The sequence below is a fragment of the Streptomyces clavifer genome (assembly GCF_036345975.1).
Lineage (GTDB): Bacteria > Actinomycetota > Actinomycetes > Streptomycetales > Streptomycetaceae > Streptomyces > Streptomyces clavifer.
On sequence record NZ_CP107793.1, the window covers coordinates 780,190 to 801,886 of the forward strand.

At 72.7% G+C, this 21,697-nt stretch carries 17 protein-coding genes; 6 read left to right on the forward strand and 11 right to left on the reverse strand.

What is annotated here, in order from left to right:
• Window positions 1-407 precede the first annotated feature (407 nt).
• Window positions 408-2,588 (reverse strand): transketolase, encoded by a 2,181-nt coding sequence (tkt, locus tag OG927_RS03155; protein WP_330319658.1) that lies wholly within the window; start codon window positions 2,586-2,588, stop codon window positions 408-410.
• A 374-nt stretch (window positions 2,589-2,962) separates the two neighbouring features.
• Here tkt and OG927_RS03160 point away from each other — a divergent pair, with 374 nt between their 5' ends.
• Window positions 2,963-4,762: a serine/threonine-protein kinase gene (locus OG927_RS03160; protein ID WP_330319659.1), complete on the forward strand. Its 1,800-nt coding sequence runs from the start codon at window positions 2,963-2,965 to the stop codon at window positions 4,760-4,762.
• Between the two features lie 57 nt (window positions 4,763-4,819).
• On the opposite strand, the gene OG927_RS03165 is transcribed toward OG927_RS03160, so the two are convergent.
• A complete protein-coding gene (locus OG927_RS03165; RefSeq protein ID WP_319099174.1) occupies window positions 4,820-7,084 on the reverse strand; it encodes a heavy metal translocating P-type ATPase in 2,265 nt (754 codons plus the stop codon).
• Window positions 7,085-7,163: 79 nt separating this feature from the next.
• Window positions 7,164-7,439, reverse strand: coding sequence for a hypothetical protein (locus tag OG927_RS03170; protein ID WP_056795208.1), 276 nt, complete (start codon window positions 7,437-7,439; stop codon window positions 7,164-7,166).
• 163 nt (window positions 7,440-7,602) lie between these two features.
• Between OG927_RS03170 and OG927_RS03175 the strand changes: the two genes are divergently transcribed.
• Window positions 7,603-8,565 (forward strand): hypothetical protein, encoded by a 963-nt coding sequence (locus tag OG927_RS03175; protein ID WP_330319660.1) that lies wholly within the window; start codon window positions 7,603-7,605, stop codon window positions 8,563-8,565.
• 69 nt (window positions 8,566-8,634) lie between these two features.
• Here OG927_RS03175 and OG927_RS03180 read toward each other — a convergent pair whose 3' ends face one another.
• The 7 genes from OG927_RS03180 to OG927_RS03210 form a co-directional block, all read right to left on the reverse strand.
• Window positions 8,635-9,468, reverse strand: a complete 834-nt coding sequence (locus OG927_RS03180; protein WP_209471041.1) for an SDR family oxidoreductase — start codon at window positions 9,466-9,468, stop codon at window positions 8,635-8,637.
• A gap of 88 nt (window positions 9,469-9,556) precedes the next feature.
• A complete protein-coding gene (locus OG927_RS03185; protein WP_209471040.1) occupies window positions 9,557-10,741 on the reverse strand; it encodes an NAD(P)/FAD-dependent oxidoreductase in 1,185 nt (394 codons plus the stop codon).
• The gene (locus OG927_RS03190; protein WP_056795984.1) at window positions 10,738-10,935 is read right to left on the reverse strand and encodes a ferredoxin; all 198 of its coding nucleotides are present in this window, start codon (window positions 10,933-10,935) and stop codon (window positions 10,738-10,740) included. Before OG927_RS03190 ends, OG927_RS03185 begins: the two co-directional genes overlap by 4 nt.
• Window positions 10,936-11,000: 65 nt before the next feature.
• A complete protein-coding gene (locus tag OG927_RS03195; RefSeq protein ID WP_056795223.1) occupies window positions 11,001-12,242 on the reverse strand; it encodes a cytochrome P450 in 1,242 nt (413 codons plus the stop codon).
• A 155-nt stretch (window positions 12,243-12,397) separates the two neighbouring features.
• Entirely contained in the window at window positions 12,398-13,105 is a 708-nt protein-coding gene (locus OG927_RS03200; protein WP_319099179.1) for a response regulator transcription factor, read from the reverse strand.
• A 110-nt stretch (window positions 13,106-13,215) separates the two neighbouring features.
• Complete coding sequence (locus OG927_RS03205) at window positions 13,216-13,719, reverse strand: MarR family winged helix-turn-helix transcriptional regulator (RefSeq protein ID WP_124283095.1); 504 nt, start codon at window positions 13,717-13,719, stop codon at window positions 13,216-13,218.
• A 52-nt stretch (window positions 13,720-13,771) separates the two neighbouring features.
• Window positions 13,772-14,530: an SDR family NAD(P)-dependent oxidoreductase gene (locus OG927_RS03210; RefSeq protein WP_209471038.1), complete on the reverse strand. Its 759-nt coding sequence runs from the start codon at window positions 14,528-14,530 to the stop codon at window positions 13,772-13,774.
• Window positions 14,531-14,689: 159 nt separating this feature from the next.
• Between OG927_RS03210 and OG927_RS03215 the strand changes: the two genes are divergently transcribed.
• The 3 genes from OG927_RS03215 (at window position 14,690) to OG927_RS03225 (ending at window position 18,987) form a co-directional block, all read left to right on the forward strand.
• Entirely contained in the window at window positions 14,690-16,915 is a 2,226-nt protein-coding gene (locus OG927_RS03215; protein WP_209471037.1) for an MMPL family transporter, read from the forward strand.
• A gap of 183 nt (window positions 16,916-17,098) precedes the next feature.
• Entirely contained in the window at window positions 17,099-18,304 is a 1,206-nt protein-coding gene (locus OG927_RS03220; protein ID WP_056795233.1) for a sensor histidine kinase, read from the forward strand.
• Window positions 18,301-18,987, forward strand: a complete 687-nt coding sequence (locus tag OG927_RS03225) for a response regulator transcription factor (RefSeq protein WP_330319661.1) — start codon at window positions 18,301-18,303, stop codon at window positions 18,985-18,987. Before OG927_RS03220 ends, OG927_RS03225 begins: the two co-directional genes overlap by 4 nt.
• Before the next feature lie 49 nt (window positions 18,988-19,036).
• Here the strand turns inward: OG927_RS03225 and OG927_RS03230 are convergent, their stop codons facing one another.
• Entirely contained in the window at window positions 19,037-19,291 is a 255-nt protein-coding gene (locus OG927_RS03230) for a hypothetical protein (RefSeq protein WP_319099216.1), read from the reverse strand.
• 108 nt (window positions 19,292-19,399) lie between these two features.
• Here OG927_RS03230 and OG927_RS03235 point away from each other — a divergent pair, with 108 nt between their 5' ends.
• Window positions 19,400-21,610, forward strand: coding sequence for a HelD family protein (locus OG927_RS03235; protein ID WP_330319662.1), 2,211 nt, complete (start codon window positions 19,400-19,402; stop codon window positions 21,608-21,610).
• The last annotated feature ends 87 nt before the right edge of the window (window positions 21,611-21,697 follow it).

Sequence of the window (21,697 nt, forward strand, 5' to 3'; positions counted from 1 at the left end):
GCCCACTCCCCGTGCCCGCCGCACACCCCGAGGACGCACGTCACGCACACCCGGGGACCCGCGTCCGTCCTCACCGTCCCCGGGACCCACGAAAGGGGGCACAGCCCCCTCACACCTCGACAACTTGCGGCGGCAAGGCTGCGCCTGTGTCGTGATCGCTCAGTGGCTGTCCACGGTCCTGGACGCGGACCGGGTGATCGTCATGTCGGAGGGCCGCGTCGTGCAGCAGGCGCCGCCCGCGGAGCTGCTCGCGGACACGGGCGGGCGGCTCCACGAGCTGGTACGGCGCCAAATGGGTGAGCTCCTCCGCCCGGCCCGACCGGACCGGGCGGAGTCGCAGGCCCCGGCACCGCGCCTCGCGGCGTCGTCGCCTCCTCCGCCGTGCGACGGACGCGAGCGGGGAGGTCCTAGCCTCGGCTGCCGCCGGGCCTGGGGGCCTCCACCGCGTCCCGGACGCTGCCGCGTGCGGCAGCTGCGACGGCGTCGGCGGTGATGCCGAACTCGTCGTACAGCCGCTGGTAGTCGGCGGACGCCCCGTAGTGCTCCAGGCTCACGATCCGGCCCGCGTCACCGACCACCTCGCGCCAGCCCTGGCCGACGGCGGCCTCGACGCTGACGCGTGCGCGTACGTCCGGCGGCAGCACTTCGTCCTGGTAGGACAGCGGCTGCTCGGTGAACCATTCGCGGCAGGGCATCGAGACCACGCGCACGGAAAGCCCCTCGTCGGCCAGCAGCTTGTGGGCGTCGAGGGCGATCGGGACCTCCGACCCCGTGGCCACCAGGATGACGTCGGGGGCGGTTCCGGAGGCCTCCACGAGGACGTAGGCGCCGCGGGCCGCTCCCTCGGCCGGGGCGTGGACGCCGTCGGAGCGATCGAGTACCGGAAGGTTCTGCCGGGTCAGTACGAGACCGGCGGGGCGGTCGGTGTGCTCCAGGATCGTCCGCCAGCAGACCGTGGTCTCGTTGGCGTCGCCGGGACGTACGACGTCGAGGCCGGGGATCGCGCGCAGTGCGGCGAGGTGTTCGACGGGCTGGTGGGTGGGGCCGTCCTCACCGAGCCCGATCGAGTCGTGGGTCCACACGTAGGTGACGGGCAGCTTCATCAGCGCGGCGAGGCGGACGGCGGGCCGCATGTAGTCGCTGAACGTGAGGAACGTACCCCCGTAGGGGCGGGTCAGGCTCTGCAGGCCGACGCCGTTGAGCACGGCGCCCATCGCGTGCTCCCGGATGCCGAAGTGCAGCGTGCGCCCGTAGGGGCCGCCGCTGAACTCCGAGGTCTGCCGGTCGGAGGGGACGAAGGAGGGCTCTCCGTCCATGGTGGTGTTGTTGCTGCCCGCGAGGTCCGCCGATCCGCCCCACAGTTCGGGCAGCACCGGTGCGAGGGCGGTGAGTACCTCGCCGGACGCCTTGCGGGTGGCCATGCCCTTGGGGTCGGCCGGGAACTCCGGCAGGGCGTCGGTCCAGCCGTCGGGGAGGTCCTGTCCCCGCAGCCGGTCGAGCAGGGCGGCGCGCGGGGGGTTTCCGGTCCGCCATGCCTCGTAGGTCCGCTGCCAGCGTTCCCGGGCGGCCCTGCCCCGCTCGCCGACGGCCCTGGTGTGGGCGAGGACCTCGTCCTCGACGGGGAAGAACGACTCGGGGTCGAAGCCGAGGAGCCGCTTGGTGCCGGCGACCTCGTCGTCGCCCAAGGCCGCCCCGTGGGCCTTCCCGGTGTTCCGCTTCGTCGGGGCGGGCCATCCGATGATCGTGCGCAGCATGATCAACGACGGCCGGGACCGGTCCGCCTTCGCGGCCTCGACCGCGGCGAGCAGGGCGTCGACGTCCTCGACGTAGTCGCCGGTGCGGGTCCAGTCCACCGTCTGTACGTGCCAGCCGTAGGCGGCGTACCGGGCCGGGACGTCCTCGCTGAAGGAGATGTCGGTGTCGTCCTCGATGGAGATGTGGTTGGAGTCGTAGAACACCACGAGGTTGCCCAGCTGCTGGTGGCCCGCGAGCGACGAGGCCTCGGAGGCGACGCCCTCCATCATGTCGCCGTCGGACGCCAGCACGTACACGTGGTGGTCGAAGGGGCTGGCGCCGGGGGCCGCTTCGGGGTCGAGCAGCCCCCGCTCCCTGCGGGCCGCCATGGCCATGCCGACCGCGGCGCCGAGCCCCTGGCCCAGCGGACCGGTGGTGATCTCGACACCCCTGGTGTGGCGGTACTCCGGATGCCCCGGGGTGGCCGAGCCCCAGGTCCGCAGCGCTTCCAGGTCCTCCATCTCCAGGCCGTAGCCGGCGAGGTAGAGCTGGATGTACAGCGTGAGGCTGGTGTGGCCGCAGGACAGGACGAAGCGGTCCCTGCCCAGCCACTGGTCGTCGGCCGGATCGTGCCGCATGACCTGCTGGAACAGCAGATAGGCGAGCGGGGCCAGGCTCATCGCCGTACCGGGATGTCCGTTGCCGGTCTTCTGCACGGCGTCGGCGGCCAGTACGCGTACGGTGTCCACCGCCCGGACGTCCAGCGCGCTCCATCCGGCCCGGTCCGCCACCGGCAGGGCGAGGCCGGGGTCGCGCGGTGGGGTACCGCCGGAAGTGGATCGCTCGGGCGCCATGGTGGTGTCTCCCTCGGGATGTCGCTTGCCGGTCCGTACGGTCCGGGCGCTGCGGCCCGTCCCCTAGGCATCCTCGGTTCCTTCGCCGCCCTTCGCATCCCGGGCGGGACCGGCGGCGTGGGTGCTGTCGCCGGGCTCCGGATGCCCCGCCTGGGTGGCGGCGGTGGAGCAGCCCCCCATCCACCCGGTCGGGCGGATCGGGCGGGGCCTGGGCGATGCCGTCCCGCACGCCGCGTACCCGCTCGTACGCGCGGCATCCTCGGCCACCGTGCTTTCCTCGGGGCCACGGACCGTCCGGGACGGTGTCCCCTGCGCACCGGCCGATTCCGGGACGCCGGGTCCGACGGGTGCACGCATATGGCACAGTCGTGCCGGTGGACGATCTGCGGCCCCAGGATCCCGCGCGCATGGGCGCGTACCGGCTACTCGCCCGTCTCGGCGCCGGCGGAATGGGGCAGGTGTATCTGGGACGGTCGCCGGGCGGGCGGCTGGTGGCCGTGAAGGTGATCCGCGACGAGATAAGCGACCATCCCGAGGCACTGACCCGGTTCCGGCGTGAGGCCGCCACCGTGGAGACCGTACGCAGCGCGTACACCGCCCAGTTGATCGAGGCGTCCCTCGACGCCTCGCCCTACTGGCTGGCCACCGAGTACGTGGAGGGGCCGACGCTGCGCGGAGCGGTGGAAGCGGGCGGGCCGTTCCCGCCGGACAGCGCCCTGCGGCTGTTCGCCGCGCTCGCCGAGGGACTGGCCGCGGTCCATGTCCACGGGGTCACCCATCGGGACCTCAAGCCGCAGAACGTGATCCTCTCGCCCCAGGGGCCGCAGCTGATCGACTTCGGGATCGCCCGGGGCCTCGACCAGACCTTCATCACCAGGGACGGGATGGCGACGGGGACGCCCGGGTTCGCCGCACCCGAAGTGATCCGGCGCAACGCGGCCGGTCCGGCGGCGGACGTCTTCGCCCTGGGGGCGACGCTCGCGTACACGGTGACCGGCCGGGCCCCGTTCGGCTCCGGTGATCCGTCGGTCGTGAGCTACCGGGCGGTGTACGAGGACATCGACCTGGCGGGAGTGCGGCCCGCGCTCGCCGCGCTGATCCGGGACTGTGTCGCCAAGGACCCGGCGGACCGGCCGGATCCGGCGACGGTGATCGCACGGTGCGCGGTGGACTCGGCGCTGGCGACGGACCCCCACTACCGCTCGCTGGTCCGGGGCGACGATCCCGTACCCGTGCGCGAGGCGGCGGGCACCGAGGTCCTGCCGGGCGGTCCGACGGAACGGGAGGGCGGTCCGACGGAACGGGAGGGCGGTCCGACGGAACGGGAGGGCGGTCCGACGGAACGGGAGGGCGGTCCGACGGATCACGAGGACGGACCGGCGGAGCGGGGACTCGTGGCCGCTCCCCCGCGGACTTCCGTGGGCCCCACGCCGTACGACGGTCAGGACGCCTCTTCGCGTCCCGCCCGCCGCAGAGGGTTCGGGCTCGCGGCCTGCGCCCTCGTGGTCGCCACTGCGGCGCTGGTCTGGCAGTTCACCGACCCGGGCGGCGGTTCGGCGGGAGGCGCCAAGGGGTCGGGCGCGTCGGATACCTCGGGCACTTCCTCGCAGCCCGGGAGCAGCGTCCCGCCCACTCCGGCCGGGCCCCCGGGCCACATCCTGAACGACCGTGTCTCCAAGGACCGCTGGACCCTGTCGGACGATCCGGGTCAGGCCGCCTTCCTCTCGGGCTCGTGCGACCAGTCGGATCTCTCCCCGGACCGGATGCCGATGAATCTGGAGTCCAGCGTCTCGCACACCACAGGAACGGACACGGCCACGGTGACGCTGCGCCCCAAGGAGTCCGGGAAGGGCGACCGGCCGGATCCGTACTACCTGGCGGTGGGGGTGCGGCCCCCGCACGAGACGGACCGGGCGACCGGCCGGCCCACCAAGTCCGTCAGCAAGGGCATCGGCTTCACGAGCAAGCCGTTCGACCTCTACTCCCGGTGGTCGTCCGGCGGCACCATCACACTCAAGTACCCCGCCGACTTCCGGGCCCACTTCGGCGGGGACCAAGTGGTCGACGCGCTCCCGGTGGGGGACGACAGGGGCGACTGGACGGTGGTGTTCTACCACGTGGAGGGCGGGCCCACGGAGTACACCTCCGTGGTGTGCAACGGCTTCCACGCCTGATCCGCGAGAGCGGTGTACGGACCGTCGGACCGCCCCGGCCGTACACCGCTCCCGGACTCAGCCGGCGGCGCGGAAGCCGCGCAGGCGCAGGCTGTTGCCGACGACGAAGACGGAGGAGAAGGCCATGGCCGCTCCGGCGATCATCGGGCTGAGCAGGCCGGCGGCGGCGAGCGGCAGAGCCGCCACGTTGTAGGCGAAGGCCCAGAACAGGTTCGAGCGGATCGTGCCGAGCGTCTTCCGGGAGAGCCGGATCGCGTCGGCCGCGGCCCTCAGGTCACCGCGGACGAGGGTCAGGTCGCCGGCCTCGATGGCGGCGTCGGAGCCGGTCCCCATCGCGAGCCCGAGGTCGGCCCGGGCGAGCGCGGCCGCGTCGTTGACACCGTCGCCGACCATGGCGACGCTGTGGCCCTCCTCCTGGAGCCTCTTGACGACGGCCACCTTGTCCTCGGGCATGACCTCGGCGATGACCTCGTCGATCCCGACCTCGGCGGCGACGGATTCGGCGACGGCCCTGTTGTCTCCGGTCAGGAGGATCGGGGTGAGGCCCAGTGCGCGCAGCCGCCGGACGGCCTCGGGGCTCGTCTCCTTGACCGCGTCGGCCACCTCCAGGACCGCACGCGCCTCGCCGTCCCAGGCGACGACGACCGCCGTCCTTCCGGCCTTCTCCGCGTCGTCCTTCGCACGCCGGAGCGGCTCGGGCAGTCCCATGGCCCACTCGGTGAGCAGCTTCTCCCGGCCGACGAGGACGGCGTGCCCCTCGACGACGCCCTGTACACCGAGGCCGGGTATGCCGGCGAAGTCCTCGGGGGTGGGCAGGGCACCGGCCTCGGCGGCCGCACCGGCGGCGACGGCCCGGGCGACGGGGTGCTCGGAGGCGTGCTCCAGGGCTCCGGCCAGGCGCAGGACCTCCTTCTCGTCCGTGTTCCCCGCAGTGTGCACGCCGACCAGGGTCATCCGGCCGGTGGTGACGGTGCCGGTCTTGTCCAGGACGACGGTGTCGACCTTGCGGGTGGTCTCCAGCACCTCGGGGCCCTTGATCAGGATGCCGAGCTGGGCACCGCGGCCGGTGCCGACCATGAGGGCGGTCGGGGTGGCCAGGCCGAGTGCGCAGGGGCAGGCGATGATCAGTACGGCGACGGCGGCGGTGAACGCGGCCGTGAGGCCTGCGCCGCTGCCGAGCCAGAAGCCGAGCGTGGCGAGCGCGAGTCCGATGACGACCGGCACGAAGACGGCGGAGATCCTGTCGGCAAGGCGCTGGGCGGCGGCCTTGCCGTTCTGCGCGTCCTCGACGAGCTCGGCCATGCGGGCGAGCTGGGTGTCCGCACCGATCCGGGTGGCCTCGACGACCAGCCGGCCGCCGGCGTTCAGGGTCGCCCCCGTGACGGCGTCACCTGCGGATACCTCGACGGGTACGGACTCTCCGGTGAGCATCGACGCGTCGACGGCGGAGGACCCTTCCACGACGGTGCCGTCGGTGGCGATTTTCTCGCCGGGCCGTACGAGGAAGCGGTCGCCCACGCGCAGCTCCGCGGTGGGCACGGTGACTTCGAGCCCGCCGCGCAGGAGGGTCACCTCCTTGGCGCCGAGCTCCAGGAGCGCCCTGAGGGCGGCACCCGCCTTGCGCTTGGAGCGGGCCTCGAAGTAGCGGCCGGCCAGGATGAAGGCCGTGACGCCCGCCGCGGCCTCCAGATAGATGTTCCCCGAGCCGTCGCTGCGCGCGATGGTGAACTCGAAGGGGTGCGTCATACCCGGTGTGCCGGCCGTGCCGAGGAAGAGTGCCCACAGCGACCACAGGAACGCGGCGCCGGTACCGACCGAGATCAGGGTGTCCATGGTGGCTGCGCCGTGCCGGGCGTTGGTGACGGCGGCACGGTGGAAGGGCCAGGCCGCGTACGTGACGACGGGCGCGGCGAGGGTCAGTGAGAGCCACTGCCAGTATTCGATCTGCAGGGCCGGGACCATGGCCATCGCGATGACGGGAACGGCGAGAACGACCGCGGTGACCAGCCTCTGGCGCAGCGGACGCAATGCTTCGTCGGCCTGTTCGTCGTCGCTCGGGCCGGCTGCCGCGCCCTCGACGTCGTGCCGGGGCGGGGCGGGTCGCCGGGCGGAGTAACCGGTCGCCTCGACGGTGGCGATCAGGTCCTCGACCGCGATGTCGTCGGCGAAGGTGACCTTCGCCTTCTCGGTGGCGTAGTTGACGGTCGCCTCGACCCCGTCCATGCGGTTGAGCTTCTTCTCGATGCGGGCCGCACACGAGGCGCAGGTCATGCCGCCGACGGCTAGCTCGACCTGGGCGGCGCCCTGAGTCATGGTGGTCATTTCCTGCTCCTCGTCGGGACGGGTGGGGTCGGGACCCGTGCATGCGGGTCCCGACGGCTGCCGGGGCGGTGCGCGCCGCTCAGGGGCGGCCGGGCGGCTCCTGGCCGGCGTCGTCGACCACCGCGGCGACCGCGGCGTCGTCCGGTGTTCCGGCGGTGGTGACGGTGACCAGGCCGCCGGCCACGTCGACGGACACGTCCTCGTTCAGCGCTCCGGCGGACTGTGCGACAGCGGTCCGGAGGTGCCCGCAGGTCGTGCCGGCCACCCGGCGGAGGGTGACGGTGGAGCCCCCGTCGGCGGTCGCCACGCTGCCGGCTCCGTTCGTGCGGGTGCCTTCGAGCATGGACACGTACATGGGATCACCCTTCCGATCTACATACCCCCTAGGGGTACCGGCTCCACTCTCAGGTATACCCCCCACCCGTATCTTTCGCAACAACGCCAAGATACCCCACCGGGGTATAACCTCAGGAGACGGGGGCCCGCCACGGGACCCGCTCGGACCAGGAGGAGCAGCCATGAACACCGCCGGGAAGATCACGTCCTTCACCGCAGCACTGGCGGCGTCCTTCGGCGCCGCGTACGGCCTCGGCAGCGCGGTGGGGCCCATGGGAGGCACCGGACCCGTACCCCGCGCCGGCCACACGGACAGCGCGGAACGGCAAGGGGAGGAGGGCGGCGGTGACCACGCGGAATCAGTGGCCGGAGGGCTGCAGGTGTCCGGGGGCGGCTACACCCTCGACCTCCTGACCCCGCGGCTGAAGGCGGCACGGGCGGGCGAGCTGCGCTTCGCCGTACGCGACGGTTCCGGCCGGCCCGTCACCTCGTACCAACGTGAGCACGGCAAGGAACTGCACCTGATCCTGGCCTCACGCGACCTGGCGACCTACCGGCACCTGCACCCGGCCCGTGCCGCCGACGGCACCTGGAGCACCCCCGTCAGCCTGCCCGCAGCCGGTGACTACCGCCTCTTCGCCGACTTCACCCCGGGTACGGGGAACGCTCCCGACCTCACCCTCGGCGCCGATCTCGCCGTGGCGGGCACCTACGAGCCCGCGGAACTCCCCGAGCCGGCCCGCACCGCGACGGTCGACGGGTACACCGTGACCCTGAACGGCAATCTCCGGCCCGGGGCCGCGGCGGACCTCACCTTCCACGTGAGCAGGGGCGGACGGCCGGTCACCGACCTCCGGCCCTACCTCGGCGCCTACGGACACCTCGTCGCCCTACGTGCCGGTGACCTCGCCCACCTGCACGTCCACCCCGACGGGGAGCCCGGTGACGGCAGCACCGAGCCGGGCCCCGGCGTCTCGTTCTCCGCGACCGCGCCCAGCTCAGCGGCGTACCGCCTCTTCCTGGACTTCGAGCACGACGGCACCGTCCGCACGGCGGCCTTCACCGTCCGGGCCGGAGCGTCACCGGCTGCTCCGCAGCAGGCCGAGTCCACGTACGGGCACGGGGAGGGCGGCCACGGACACTGAGGGCGGCACCATGGGGGCGGTCGGCATGCGGAGGAAGGGCCCCGGGCCGGCCGTGCCCGGGGCGTGCGGTCACACGCGGTGGCAGCGGATCCAGGCGGCCTGGCCCCCGTCGACGAGCAGATCGGTGCCGGTGATGTAACCGGCTCCGGGCCCGCTGAGGAAGGCGACAGCGTCGGCGATCTCCGCCGGAGTCCCGGTCCGCCCGGCACCGCAGTCCTCGAGCATCCGCAGCATGTGGGCGCCGGAGGACGACTCCGCCTCCGCCTTCGACATGGCGGTGGAGATGACCCCGGGGCTGATGCTGTTGATCCTGGCACCGCGCAGGTTCCAGGCCAGCGCGGCGGCCTGCACCCGCAGGTGGTTGCTGCGCTTGGACAGGATGTAGGCGGTCGTCGCCTCCTCGCCGACGGCGGCGACGCAGGCGAGTGCGAGGAGGTCCCCGGCCGGGGCGGACGCCAGCAGGGCTTCGTCCTCCCGGGTCGGCGAGGCGTAGTGGCCGGCCATGCTGGAGACGCAGACCAGCGAGGTCCCCCGGGAGGCCACCTGCTCGAAGGCCTCGATGACATGGGCGGTGCCCACCATGTTCACGGCCAGGATCGTCCGGGCGGACGCGGTCGCCGGCGAGACACCCGCGGTGTGCACGACGGCAGCGACCCTGCCCTCTCCGGCGGCGGTGCGGGCGAGTTCGTCGACGGCGGATCGGTCGGACACGTCGGTGACCACCCCCCGCACGGCGTGACCTTCCGCACGGAGCGCCTCGACGAGCCGGTCGAGCTGCGGACCGGACGCGTCGGCGAGGACGAGGGTCCGTCCGCTGCCCAGTCTGCGGGCGACGGCCGCTCCCATCCCTCCCGCTCCGGTCACCACGACCACGTCGCGCTCGCCGTACGTACCTTCGTGCATGAGCATCCTCCTGTATGACGGCGGCTCAGCCGGCTGCCGGGCCCCGCGCGGGGACGGCCGAGCCGTGCGGGGTGTGCGGATCGGTGCCTCAGGCCCTGGACACGGAGGCGGTGCTCCCCAGCGCGTCGCTCCACGTCGTGCGGGTGGCGACGGCCTGCCGCCAGGCGCGGACCGTCTTCGGCGGCATGCCGACGGCGAGCACACCTGCCAGGTGGTCGCCGGTGCGGTAGGCGGCGAGGAACCGCCGTCCGGCGAGGTCCCCCTCGACGACCGCGACATCATCGTGGCCGCGCAGGCAGCCGTGCGCCTGGACCTTCATCCCGTACTGGTCGGACCAGAAGTAGGGCACCGGCGCGAACGGCTTGCGGGCCAGGGGCTTCAGCAGGTTGCGTGCCGCCGCCATCCCCTGCTCCGCGGCGTTGGTCCGGTGCTCGACGCGCATCGGTACGCCGAACAGCGGATTGTGCCAGCGGGCGACGTCACCCGCGCCGTACACGTCCGGTGCGGCGGCGCTGAACTCGTCGCAGAGCAGGCCGTCGTCGACGGTCAGTCCACTACCGGTGAGCCAGTCGGTGTTGGGTACGGAGCCGACGGCGACCAGCACGTCGTCGGCCTCGATCACCTCGCCGTCCGCCAGCCGCACCCCGTTCCCGTCGGCACGGACGACGGTCACCCCGGTGCGGAGGTCCACGCCGTGGTCGCGGTGGGCCTCCGAGAGCACCCGCCCCACCTTCTCGCCCACCGCGTGGGCGAGGGGCACGGGTGCCGGTTCGAGGAGCGTGACCTCCGCCCCGAGGCTCCGGGCCACCGCGGCAGCCTCGGCCCCGAGGAAGCCGGCCCCGACGACGACCAGCCGGCGCCCGGGCAGCAGGCGGTCCCGCAGCGCCACGGCGTCGTCCAGGGTGCGCAGGACGTGCGCCCCCTCGCCGGGCAGCCGGCGCGGGCGTACGCCGGTGGCGACGATCAGCCCCTCGTAGCCGGTCCTGCCGCCGTCGGCGAGGAGGACCTCGCGGGAGCCGAGGTCGAGTCCGGTCGCGGCGGTGCCGAGGCGCAGGTCGAGGCCGAGCGAGTCGAGGGCGGGCCGCGGGCGCAGGAACACCCGCTCGGTGGGCCAGGTGCCGGAGAGGACCTGTTTGGAGAGCGGCGGACGGTCGTAGGGGGCTTGCGGCTCGTCACCGACGAGGGTGACCGCTCCCTCGTACCCTTCCCTGCGCAGGGTCTCGGCGGCCGCCAGTCCGGCGGCGGACGCGCCGACGACGACGATCCGCTTCACCGCTCCACCAGGTGGATCGCCGCCGCCGGGCAGATCGCGGCGGCTTCCCGCACGCCGTCGTGGAGTTCGGGCGCGGGACCGTCGTCGAGCACGATCGCGACCCCGTCCTCCTCCCGCTGGTCGAACACCTCGGGGGCCGCCATGACGCACTGCCCGGAGGCGACGCACTTCGGCTCGTCCAGTTCCACACGCATGCTCATTCTGATGCTCCTCGGTGCGTACGTTCGTCGGCTGCGTACGGGGTTCGTCCCCTGCGGGACTACCAGGTGACGGGCAGGCAGCGGACGCCGTAGGTGGTGCCGGTGTGGTCGAAGGCCAGCTGATCGAGCGGGGCGGCCAGGGTGAGGGTGGGGACGCGCCGGTAGAGAGTGCCGTAGACGACCTGGAGCTCCAGCCGGGCCAGGGACTGGCCCAGGCACTGATGGGGTCCGTAGCCGAAGGCCTGGTGCGTGCGGGCCGGGCGGCGCAGGTCCAGGCGGTCGGCCTCGGGAAAGGCTTCGGGATCCCAGTTGGCGGCGGCCAGGTCGAAGATGATGCCGTCACCGGCACGGATGACCTGGTCCCCGATGCTGATGTCCTCCTTGGCGACGCGGCGCACACCGGTCTGGACGATGGTCAGGTAGCGCAGCAGTTCGTCCACCGCTCCGGCGACCGTCCGCGGATCGTCGTCGTCGCGGAGCAGGGCGAGCTGATCGGGGTGCTGGAGCAGAGCGAGGGTGCCGAGGCTGATCATGGTGGCGGTGGTCTCGTGCCCGGCGATGAGCATGGCGACGCCCATGTGGACGGCCTCCGTGCGGGTCATCTCGCCCGCCGTGACCCGGCGGCCCATCCCGGAGAGCACGTCCTCGCCCGGGGCGGTGAGCTTCTCGCCGAGGAGGGTGTCGAGGTAGCCGGTGAGGGCACCGCTCGCACGACGCGCCTCGTCCGCGGAGGCGTCGCTGTCGAGTACGAGGTTGCTGTTGCTCTGGAAGAAGTCGTGGTCCGCGTACGGCACTCCGAGCAGTTCGGCGATCACGAGCGAGGGGACGGGCAGGGCCAGGGCGGTGAGCAGGTCCGCCGGCTTGGGCCCGTCCAGCATGGTGTCGATCAGGTCGTCGACGATCTTCTGGATCGCGGGCCGCATCGCTTCGATCCGCTTGACGAGGAACGGCGCGTTGACCATCCGGCGCAGACGCGTGTGCTCGGGTGCGTCGGTGTTGGTGATGAGCGGCGGAGTGGCGTGCGCGATGGCCGCACGGTGGGCGTTGACATAGGGGAAACCGGGCTCGTGGTCGTCGTTGCTGACCCTGGGGTCGACGAGCAGGGCTCGCTGGTCGGCGTGCCGGGTGATGAGCCAGGGGGTCGTGCCGTTCCAGATCCGGACCCTGCCGACCGGGCTCTCGGCACGGGCGGTGTGCAGCCCGGGGGGTGGGGCCAGTGGACAGGTCAGGTCCCTGGTCATCGGGTACGCGCGGTCGGGCGGGGTCGTGCCGTCGGCGGGGCGGGCCAGGATGCCGGACATGCTTCTCCTCTGCGGTGGGGGGTGTCCGACGCGTTCGGGGCGGGTGCGCGGGGTGTCGGACGGGCCCATCCCAGCGGAACGGACTGACACCCCCCGGCCCGTTTCCTGACAGAAGCCTGACGTGACGCACATCACTGCGGGGGCGGACAGCGGGATCAGCGGCTGGAGCAGCCGAGCCAGTAGCCGAAGCCCCGTCGGGTGTGGATCAGTGCGGGTTCCTCGACATCGACCTTCCGCCGGAGCCGGGAGACGAGTTTCTCGATCGCGTTGTCGGCACGGACATCGCCCCAGACGTGGCGGCTGATCTGCCCCTTGGAGAGCACGCGTTCGGCGTGGGCCAGCAGGAGGCACACGAGCCGGTACTCGGCGGGCGTCAGGTCCAGGGGCCTTGCTCCGCGCCGCGCCTCGCACGTGGCGTGGTCGAGGAGGAGGTCACGGTAGTGGGGGGTGTCGCCCTGCCGGGGCGTGTGCCTGCCGCGTAAGAGCACGTGCACCCTGGCCAGCACCTCGGAGATCCCGAAGGGTTTGGTGACGTAGTCCTCCTCGCCCAGACCCAGTTCGGGCACGAGGGTGTGCAGGGACTCGTACGCGGTGAGGAAGAGGACGGGCGGCCGGTCGGCGGGCGGCAGACGGCGGCCCCGCTGGAGTTCGTCCAGGTCGGGCATCGTGGCGTCGAAGACCACGAGATCGTACGGATGTTCCGTGACCCTCTTCAGCCCGTCGGCGCCGTTCGCCGCCGACTGCACCTGATACCCGGCCAGCACGAGTGTCGTCGTGAGGAGTTCGACGGTCGAGGGGTCGTCGGCGACGACGAGGACGTGCTGGCCGTCCCCACGTGCCGGGGCGGGCTGAGGGGTGCTCATGTGCATGCGGGAGCCGTTCGTGTCGGGCCCGGGGCCGGTTCCCGCCGGGTGCCGGCGCATCCGGGGCCGCGGAGGGATCACCTGCCCGCGGTCGGCCGAGGGGACTGCGGTCAGGTGGGTGGCGGGAGCTCCACGGCGTCGTCGGCGTGCGCGACGAAGTCGTCGACCATGCGGTGGAAGAGGGTGGCGAGCCGCTCGAGGTCCTCGGGCGCCCAGTCCTGCAGCGCCATGCTCATACCCCGGCGACTCGCCTCCCGGATGCGGTCGACGGCCTTCCGGCCGGCCGCCGTGAGCTCGATGAGCCGGGCGCGACGGTCGTCCGGATCCGGCACACGCGTGACGAGACCGGCCTTGCGCAGGTGCTGCACCTGCCGCGTGACGTGCGAGGCCTCCACCGACATCCGGGCCGCCAGCTCCCCCGGCCGCAGCGGCTCCCCCTCCGCGAGCTGCCGCAGCAGGGCGGCGGCGGCGCGGTCGAGCGGGACACCGGCCAGTGCCATCAGACGGTCGTGCTGCCGGGCCCGGCCTGCCAGGTAGGCGATGCGGTCGAGAGCTCCGGCGATCTCACCGACGTACGTCGCGGGGGCCTCCGGAGCGGGCGCAGGCTTTGGCATGCCTTCACCCTAGCGATTACTTGCCTGACTCAAGCAACGAAAATGCGCCGCATCAGACGGCGGACCAGCCACCGTCACTGGGCAGGACGGCTCCGTTGACGTTGGCGGAGTCCTCGCTGAGGAGCCAGGTGATGGCTGCCGCGAGGCGGCCCGGCAGGGCGGGGGCCGGCAGGGTCGCCCGCATCACGGGGCCCACCCGGGCAGCGGCGAATTCCGATGCCATCGCCCCCTCGATGTTCGTGATCACGGGGCCGGGGGCCACGGCGTTCGCGCGGATCCCCTGCGCCCCGTGGAAGAACGCCACGTTCTTCGTGTAGCCGACCAGCGCGTGCTTCGACGCCGTGTAGGCCGCACCCGCGGCAGAACCACGCAGGGCCGCTTCGGAGACGACGTTGACTATCGCTCCTTCCCCGGCGGCGATCATGCCCGGGAGGAGCGCCCGGGTCAGTCGCATCGGCGCGGTGAGGTTGACGGCCATCACCCGGTCCCACGTGGCGTCGTCGACCTCGGCAGGGGGCAGGAAGCCGTCCATGATGCCGGCGACGTTGGCCAGCCCGGCCACCGGCCCGCCGGCCGCGGCGACGACGGCAGCGATGACGGCGGCGTCGGTGATGTCCCCGGCCACGGTGCGGACGGGGGGACCGCCCGCTTCGGACGCCAGACGGTCCAGGCTCCCCGCGTCCACGTCGGTGGCGACCACCGTGCCGCCCTCCCGGGCGATCCGAAGGGCCGTGGCCCGTCCGATTCCGGACCCCGCTCCCGTCACGACGATGGTGCGGTCGCGGAACCGGCTGTTCTGGTCGGTGGTCATGAGCACTCCTTGCTCCGTCCTCCCTGAGGAGGAGTCGGTCCGGAGTCCCTCGTGCGGTTTCAGTAGCCGCGATTGTCCGCAGGCGCACGATGCCGGGAGGGGGTCCGGACGGTCAGTCTGGGGACCTACCCAGAGATCAGATGTGGAGACCCCCTACTCGTGGCTACATTCCTCTACCGCCTCGGACAGTCGGCATTCCGGCGACGCCGGACCGTCGTGCTGCTGTGGCTGGCTGTTCTGGCCGCCGTCGGCGCGGCCGCCGCGACGGCACCCGCCGCCACCGACGACGGCTCGTTCATGCCGGGGATCGAGGCGCAGAAGGCCTTCGATCTGATGGAACAGCGCTTTCCCGGATCGGACTCCGACGGAGCCGACGCCCGGATCGTCTTCGTCGCTCCCGACGGCCGGAAGGTCACCGGGGCCGACAGCCGGGCGGCCGTGGACGGGCTCGTGGACGAGGTCGGCGCCGGAGCGCAGGTGGCCGGTGCGGTGAGTCCCTTCAGCGCCGACGCGGTGAGCCGGGACGCCTCGACCGCTTACGCGACCGTCAGCTACACGGTGAAGGCGGCCGATCTCACGGACGCCACCCGGCAGACACTGGAGCGCGCCGTCGAGGAGGCCAGGGACAGCGGCCTCACGGTCGAGGTGGGCGGCACCGCCCTGGCGACCCAGCCGGCGGCCGGCGGTGTGGCCGAGGGCATCGGTGTGGCCGTGGCGGCGGTGGTCCTGCTGATCACCTTCGGTTCGATGGCGGCGGCCGGGCTGCCGCTGCTCACCGCGCTCATCGGCGTGGGCATCGCCATGGCCTCGGTCCTGGCCCTGGGCAGCACGTTCGGGCTGTCCATGACCACCGGCACCCTGGCGTCCATGCTCGGTCTCGCGGTCGGCATCGACTACGCGCTGTTCGTCATCTCCCGCTACCGCGAGGAGCGGGCGAAGGGCCGCGCCCCCCAGGAGGCGGCGGGCCTCGCCACCGGAACCGCCGGGTCGGCCGTCGTGTTCGCCGGGCTCACCGTCGTCATCGCGCTGGCAGGACTCTCCGTCGTCGGTGTCCCGATGCTGACCAAGATGGGGGTGTCCGCGGCGGGAGCGGTCGTCGTCGCCGTACTCATCGCGCTCACCCTGGTCCCCGCGCTGCTGGGGATGTGGCCGGATGCCGTCCTGTCGCGGTCCACGCGCAGGAGCCGCCGCACCCGCGCCGGAGCCGGAACCGGCACGGACGGCAGCGGGGTCAACGGGGGGACCCGCTGGGCCCGGTTCGTGCTGCGCCGTCCCGTCCCGGTCCTGCTGGCGGGCGTCGCGGGCCTGGGCGTCCTCGCCCTGCCGGCGGCCGATCTGCAGATGGGCATGCCGGGCGCGGAGGCCAAGCCGGTCTCGACCACCGAACGCCGCGCCTTCGACGCGCTCGCGGACGGCTTCGGCCCCGGTTTCAACGGCCCGCTGACCCTCGTGGTGGACGCCAGGGGCGCGGCCGATCCGAAGTCCGCGGTCGCCTCCGTCGCCTCCGAGGTCGGCGCCACCGACGGGGTGGTGTCCGTCTCCACGGCGCGGTTCAACCCGGCCGGCGACACGGCGGTGTTCTCCGCCGTGCCGAGCACCGGACCGAACGACGAGGCCACCAAGGAACTCGTCCACACCATCCGCGGCGAACGGTCCGCGACCGAGTCGTCCACCGGCACCACGTTCGAGGTGACCGGCAGCACGGCGATGAACATCGACGTCGCCCAGGCGCTGCAGGACGCCCTGCTGCCCTACCTGACCGTCATCGTAGGCCTGGCCTTCGTGCTGCTGCTGGTCGTCTTCAGGTCCGTACTCGTACCGGTCAAGGCGGCCCTGGGGTTCCTGCTGTCGGTACTGGCCGCCCTCGGTTCGGTGGTGGCCGTCTTCCAGTGGGGATGGGGCGCCGGACTGCTGGGCGTCGAGCAGCCCGGACCGATCATGAGCCTCATGCCGATCTTCCTGGTGGGCATCGTCTTCGGCCTCGCGATGGACTACGAGGTCTTCCTCGTGGCCCGGATCAGGGAAGCTCACGTACACGGCGACCGGCCCGCCCAGGCGGTCGTCACCGGGTTCCGCCACAGCGCCCGTGTCGTCGTCGCGGCGGCGCTCATCATGATCGCTGTATTCTCCGGATTCGTCGCTTCCACCGAGTCCATGGTCAAGACCATCGGGTTCGGCCTGGCGATCGCCGTGCTGTTCGACGCGTTCGTCGTACGGATGGCGATCGTGCCCGCCGTGCTCGCCCTGCTGGGTGACAGGGCCTGGTGGCTGCCTCGTTGGCTCGACAGGGCGCTGCCCGACGTCGATGTGGAGGGCGCGGCCCTCCACGCGCGGCCCTCCGGTGACGAGCGGCACGACGCCGCCGGGGAGCCGGTCCGCGTCTGATCAGCGGCGGCGACCGAAGGGTTCGGCCCGGCCGTCCCGGTGGCGCTCGGCGGAGCGCCACCGGGACGGCACGCCGGCCACCCGTGGGCGACGGGGCCGCGGGGACGTGCGGGAGGACGAACGGGCGGCCCGACGGCCACTCGGACACGAGGTCGCCGGCGCGCCGGTGCAGGAAGGAGAACGATGAGCGTGCACGGGCCGCGGTCCGAGCCGTCGCATCCCCGCAGCCGGGATGCCGCGACGATCCTCGTGCTGTTCGCGTTCTCCGCGGCGGGCAGCATGATCAGTACGTTGGCACCCGGCAGTCCGCCCCGGGTGTGGCCCTCGATCGTGCTCTCCGCGGTCGCCTGCACCGCCCTGCTCCGGCGCCGCAGCCATCCCCGCACGGTCGTGGCGCTCACCACGCTGTGCACTCTGGGCGAAGGTGCGCTGGGATACCTCCTCACCCCTCTGCTGCAGGGGCCGCTCATGGTGGCGCTGTACTCGCTCGGCCTGCGCACCGACCGCAGGACCACCCGTACCGGTGCACTCGCCGTCGCCGTACTGCTGCCGGTCACCGCCCTCCTCGCCGAGCCGGTCGAGCACTACGGCCTGCTGCTCACGACGGTCAATCCCGTCGCCTGGGTGCTCCTGCCCGCCGTACTGGGCAGTTCCGTCAAACTGCGCCGTGCCTATCTCGCGGCGGTGCACGCCCGCGCCGAGCACGCCGAGCGCACCCGTGAGGAGGAGGCCCGGCACCGGGTGGCCCAGGAGCGCATGCGCATCGCCCGCGAGCTGCACGACGTCGTGGCCCACCACCTGGCTCTGGCCAACGCCCAGGCGGGCACGGCGGCGCACCTGTCCCGCACCCACCCGGACAGGGCTCAGGAGATGCTCGACAACCTGGCCGAGACCACCGCCTCGGCGCTGCGCGAGCTCAAGGCCACGGTCGGACTCCTGCGCCAGGACAGCGACTCCGACGCCGCGCTGGGCCCGGCCCCCGGACTCGCGCGGCTCGACGACCTGACCACGGCGTTCGCCGGCGCCGGGCTGGAGGTCACCGTCACCACCGAGGGCACAACGCGGCCACTCGCACCGGGGGCGGACCTGACCGCGTTCCGGATCGTGCAGGAGGCCCTCACCAACGTCACCAAGCACGCCCGCACGGGGGCGGCGCGGGTCCGGCTGGTCTACTCCGACGACCGGTTGTCGCTCACGGTCACGGACTCCGGGGCCGCCGTACGGACGGCATCCGCACCGGGGCGCGGCTTCGGTCTCATAGGAATGCGGGAACGTGCCCGCTCCGCGGGAGGGACCGTGGATGCCGGCCCCCGGCCGGAAGGCGGGTTCGAGGTCCGTTGCACACTGCCGCTGTCGCCCCCGCCGACCGAAAGGAGCCGATCCACGTGACCACCCGTGTCCTGCTCGCCGACGACCAGGCCCTGCTCAGAGCCACCTTCAGCATCCTCATCGACTCCACTCCGGGTATGACCGTAGTCGGTGAGGCCGCCGACGGAAGCGAAGCGGTCGAGCTCGCTCGCGTACACCACCCCGACGTGGTCCTGATGGACATCCGCATGCCCGGAACCGACGGTCTGACCGCGACGACCAGCATCTGCGGCGACCCCGGTCTCTCCGCGACCCGGGTGCTGATCCTCACCACCTTCGAGAACGACGAGTACGTCGCCCTGGCCCTGCGCGCCGGGGCGAGCGGCTTCCTGGGCAAGGACGTCAGTGCCGAAGTGCTCCTCTCCGGCATCCGCACGGTGGCCGCGGGCGAGTCGCTCCTCTCCCCCACGGCCACCCGTGCCCTCATCACACGCTTCCTTGCGACGCCGGAGCCGGACTCGCAGCTCGTGCCCCCGGAGCGGCTGAACGCCCTGACCACCCGCGAGCGGGAGGTGATGGCCCTGGCCGCGCACGGAAGGTCCAACACCGAGATCGCCGAGGAGCTCGTCGTCAGTCCGCTGACCGTACGCAGCCACGTACAGCGCGCGATGGCCAAGCTCGACGCCCATGACCGCGCACAACTCGTCGTGATCGCCTATCAGAGCGGCCTCGTGCGGACCCCGCCTTCCGGCCGTCCCTCCTGATCCGGCCCGGGGGGACGCCTGCGCGCCACGTCCTCGACGAGGCCGGCGTTCACCGGCGGTCGCGCAGGTGTGCGCGCAGCAGGTTGGGGTCGGTCGCCGTGGTGCAGGCGGCACTGAGCACGTACACGTCGTTCCCGCGCAGTGCGACGGAGGTGGGGTTCCGCAGGCCGTCGGCGGCGTCCCGCGCCCCCTCCGCGAAGACGTACAGGAGGACGGCCCGGCCGCCGGGCGTGGGCCCGTTCCGCCTCGGCCGCGGCCCATGGAAAATCCCTGGTCCGCAATTGCGGACCAGGGATTTCCTCACGTATATTGAATTCTTCTGTGTGCCCACAGAAAAGGCCCCACATCGGGGGCCTATAAGAAACAAGATATCCGGCCGGGAGCAATTTTGTCAAATAGGGAAAGCGTCGAGTTGCAGAAGGAGCAGGCATACGTCGACCGGCTCCACCACCGCGTGGACGTGCTGCGCGGGGTCGCCTCGCGCTCCGTCGAGGACGCGCTGACGCCGGTCGGAACCGGCTTGCAGGCACGCCTCGAACGCGATGTGCTGGTCGCCGAGCGCTCGGGTCTGCTGGCAGCCCTGGACGCGGTGGACGGTTCGCTGTGTTTCGGTCGCATCGATCTCTCCGACGGCGCCACGCATCACATCGGCCGGATCGGGATCCGCGAGGACGACACCGAACACACTCCCCTGCTGATCGACTGGCGCGCGCCGGTGGCTCGCCCCTTCTATCTCGCCACCGGGCACACTCCGATGGGTCTGCGCCGGCGCCGTCACCTCACCACCGAGGGCCGCGTCGTCACCGAGCTGCACGACGAGATCCTCGACGTGGGTGACCAGGAGCGCACCGGCTTCGAGGACCCGAGCGGCGACGCCGTGCTGCTCGCCGCGGTGAGCTCCGCGCGCACCGGCCGCATGGGCGACATCGTGCGGACCATCCAGGCGGAGCAGGACCGGATCATCCGCGCCCCGCACCGGGGCGTGCTCGTCGTCGAGGGCGGCCCGGGCACGGGCAAGACGGCGGTCGCCCTGCACCGGGCCGCCTTCCTCCTGTACGAGCACCGCGAGCTGCTGGCCAAGCGCGCCGTGCTGATCGTGGGCCCCAACCTTGCTTTCCTGCGTTACATCGGCGAAGTGCTCCCCGCGCTCGGTGAGACCGGTGTCCTGCTCGCCACGCAGGCCGAGCTCTTCCCCGGCGTCCACGCTCGCGGCACCGAGACGCCCCGCGCCGCCGCCGTCAAGGGCGGTGAACACATGGCCGAGGCGCTTGCCCTCGCGGTCCGCGACCGGCAGCGGCTGCCGGAGCCCGGCGCCCCGATCGTCGTTCCGCACGACGACGGGGACCTCGTCCTCGACTGGGAGATCGCCTACGAGGCCCGTCAGGCGGCCCGCGACACCCGCCTGCCGCACAACCTCGCCCGCCCGCACTTCGCCTTCCGGATCATCGACGCCCTCACGGCACAGCTCGTCGAGCGCATCGGCGCGGACCCGTACGGCGGCCCCAACTTCCTCGGCCCGGACGACATCGCCCAGCTGGGCAAGAGCGTCGCCGTCAGCGGGGAGGTCCACGCCGCCGTCGACGAGCTGTGGCCGGTGCTCACTCCCGAGGGGTTCCTGGCGGACTACCTGGCGGAGCCCCTGTACCTGCCGGACGAGGACGCCGAAGCCGTCCGACGCACGCCCGGCGACGGGGAGTGGACCCCCTCCGACGTCCCGCTGCTCGACGAGGCCGCGGAGCTGCTCGGGGCCGACGACAGCGCCGAGCGCGCAGCCGCCGAGGCCGGCCGCCAGGAGCGCATCGCTTACGCGCAGGGCGTCCTGGAGCTGTCGCGGGGCTCGGAGACCTTCGAGTTCGAGGACGAGGAGTCCGAGACCCTCGCCGCCCACGACATCATCGACGCCGAGCGGATGGCGGAGCGGCACGAGGAGGCCGACCACCGCAGCGCGGCCGAGCGCGCCGCCGCCGACCGGACCTGGGCGTTCGGGCACATCATCGTCGACGAGGCGCAGGAGTTGTCGCCGATGGCGTGGCGGCTGCTGATGCGCCGTTCACCGACCCGCTCGCTGACACTCGTCGGCGACCCCGCGCAGACCTCCGAGGAGGCCGGGGTCGGTTCATGGGGACCGATCCTGGAGCCGTACGTCGGTGACCGCTACGAGCACGTCAGGCTCGGCGTCAACTACCGTACGCCCGCCGAGATCATGGAGCTCGCGGCCCGGGTCCTGCGCGCCGAGGACCCGTCCTTCGAGCCGCCGGGCTCGGTGCGGTCCACCGGGGAGGTGCCGTGGACACGGGACGCCGGCGCGGATCTGGCGGGCGCGGTCGCCCGCGCGGTCGCCGAGCTCACGCCCGCGGAGGGACGCCTCGCGGTGATCGCACCGCTCGCGCTGCACGGGGAGATCGCCGCCCCGCTGGACGGGGTCGAGGCCGGTGCCGAGCCCGATCTGACCCGGCCGGTGGTCCTGATCGCACCGCGCCAGGCCAAGGGGCTGGAATTCGACCATGTGCTGGTCGTGGAGCCCGCCCGGTTCGGGACCAGCGATCTGTACGTGGCACTGACCCGCGCCACCCAGCGCCTGGGCATCGTCCACCGCGAACCCCTGCCCGAGGCCCTGCGCTGACGCTGCCCGGCTGCGGCACCCGGGCGGCCGCGCGGATGCCGTCGTGCCGGGGCGCCGCCGGCCCACCCGGTGGCAGGCCCGCGCCGC

What these genes read in the sequence shown, in the direction of transcription:
- tkt (WP_330319658.1), bottom strand. Translation starts at nt 2,588, where the DNA reads ATGGCGCCCGAGCGATCCACTTCCGGCGGTACCCCACCGCGCGACCCC.
- OG927_RS03165 (WP_319099174.1), bottom strand. Translation starts at nt 7,084, where the DNA reads ATGACCACCATGACTCAGGGCGCCGCCCAGGTCGAGCTAGCCGTCGGC.
- OG927_RS03170 (WP_056795208.1), bottom strand. Translation starts at nt 7,439, where the DNA reads ATGTACGTGTCCATGCTCGAAGGCACCCGCACGAACGGAGCCGGCAGC.
- OG927_RS03175 (WP_330319660.1), top strand. Translation starts at nt 7,603, where the DNA reads ATGAACACCGCCGGGAAGATCACGTCCTTCACCGCAGCACTGGCGGCG.
- OG927_RS03180 (WP_209471041.1), bottom strand. Translation starts at nt 9,468, where the DNA reads ATGCACGAAGGTACGTACGGCGAGCGCGACGTGGTCGTGGTGACCGGA.
- OG927_RS03190 (WP_056795984.1), bottom strand. Translation starts at nt 10,935, where the DNA reads ATGCGTGTGGAACTGGACGAGCCGAAGTGCGTCGCCTCCGGGCAGTGC.
- OG927_RS03195 (WP_056795223.1), bottom strand. Translation starts at nt 12,242, where the DNA reads ATGTCCGGCATCCTGGCCCGCCCCGCCGACGGCACGACCCCGCCCGAC.
- OG927_RS03200 (WP_319099179.1), bottom strand. Translation starts at nt 13,105, where the DNA reads ATGAGCACCCCTCAGCCCGCCCCGGCACGTGGGGACGGCCAGCACGTC.
- OG927_RS03205 (WP_124283095.1), bottom strand. Translation starts at nt 13,719, where the DNA reads ATGCCAAAGCCTGCGCCCGCTCCGGAGGCCCCCGCGACGTACGTCGGT.
- OG927_RS03210 (WP_209471038.1), bottom strand. Translation starts at nt 14,530, where the DNA reads ATGACCACCGACCAGAACAGCCGGTTCCGCGACCGCACCATCGTCGTG.
- OG927_RS03220 (WP_056795233.1), top strand. Translation starts at nt 17,099, where the DNA reads ATGAGCGTGCACGGGCCGCGGTCCGAGCCGTCGCATCCCCGCAGCCGG.